We start from the raw sequence: 1,166 nt of genomic DNA on the forward strand, positions 1-1,166 counted from the left end.
GTGCCCGAGGCCCCCGAGGCCGACCCGCAGGAGATCGCCGCCGCGACCTCCGAGGCTCCGGCCCCCGAGGCCTGATCTCCGCACGCTCGAACAGCTCGGGCCCGGCCGCCCACGATCCCTCCGGGGATCTCCCGGGGGGGCCGGGCCCGAGGTGTCGGTGAATGCGGGCGAGGGGTCCACCGGCGCCGCGGCGTCTAGGGTGGAGTCGATCGCGCCGGCCGGCCGACGCCAACAACTTCCGATACATCACGAAACTCTTTTAGGAGGGTCGCCCCACCATGGCGAACTACACCGCTGCCGACGTCAAGCGTCTGCGTGAGCTCACCGGCTCCGGGATGATGGACTGCAAGAAGGCACTCGAGGAGACCGACGGCGACTTCGACAAGGCCGTCGAGGTCCTGCGCATCAAGGGCGCCAAGGACGTGGGCAAGCGTGCTGAGCGCACCACCGCCGAGGGCCTGGTCGCCGTCAAGGACGGCGTCATGATCGAGCTCAACTCCGAGACGGACTTCGTCGCGAAGAGCGCCGAGTTCATCGCGCTGGCCGACAGGATCGTCGCCGTCGCCGCAGCACAGGGCATCTCCGATCTCGATGCGCTCAACAATGCCGACCTCGACGGGTCGACAGTCGCCGACGCGGTGGTCTCGTTCTCCGCCAAGTCGGGGGAGAAGCTGGTCCTGCGTCGAGTGGGCAAGCTCGACGGCCCGGTCGCCGTGTACCTCCACAAGCGCTCCTCCGACCTCCCGCCGGCGGTCGGCGTCCTGGTGGCCTACGAGGGCCAGGGCGAGGCCGCGGAGGCGGCCGCCCGCTCGGCCGCCATGCAGATCGCCGCGCTCAAGGCGCAGTACGTCTCGCGCGACGAGGTGCCCGCCGACATCGTGGCCAAGGAGCGCGAGATCGCGGAGGCCACCGCCCGCGAGGAGGGCAAGCCGGAGCAGGCTCTGCAGAAGATCGTCGAGGGTCGTCTGAACGGCTTCTACAAGGACGTCGTCCTGCTGGACCAGCCGTCGGTCACCGACAGCAAGAAGACCGTCGGCGCGCTCCTGTCCGAGGCGGGTGCCACGGTGACCGCCTTCCTCCGCTTCGAGGTCGGCCAGGCCTGATTCATCCCCGGCATCCGCGGTGGCGGATGCCACGTCGACGGCGGCACCCGGACCCCCGGGTGC

1 protein-coding gene is annotated in these 1,166 nt (G+C 70.3%); it reads left to right on the plus strand.

Annotated elements, in window-relative coordinates:
- The first annotated feature begins 278 nt into the window (after nucleotides 1-278).
- The gene (gene tsf / locus G6026_RS16055; protein ID WP_107756634.1) at nucleotides 279-1,103 is read left to right on the plus strand and encodes a translation elongation factor Ts; all 825 of its coding nucleotides are present in this window, start codon (nucleotides 279-281) and stop codon (nucleotides 1,101-1,103) included.
- Nucleotides 1,104-1,166 lie beyond the last annotated feature (63 nt).

The sequence above is a fragment of the Dietzia sp. DQ11-38-2 genome, from assembly GCF_014145055.1.
In the GTDB taxonomy this organism is placed as follows: domain Bacteria; phylum Actinomycetota; class Actinomycetes; order Mycobacteriales; family Mycobacteriaceae; genus Dietzia.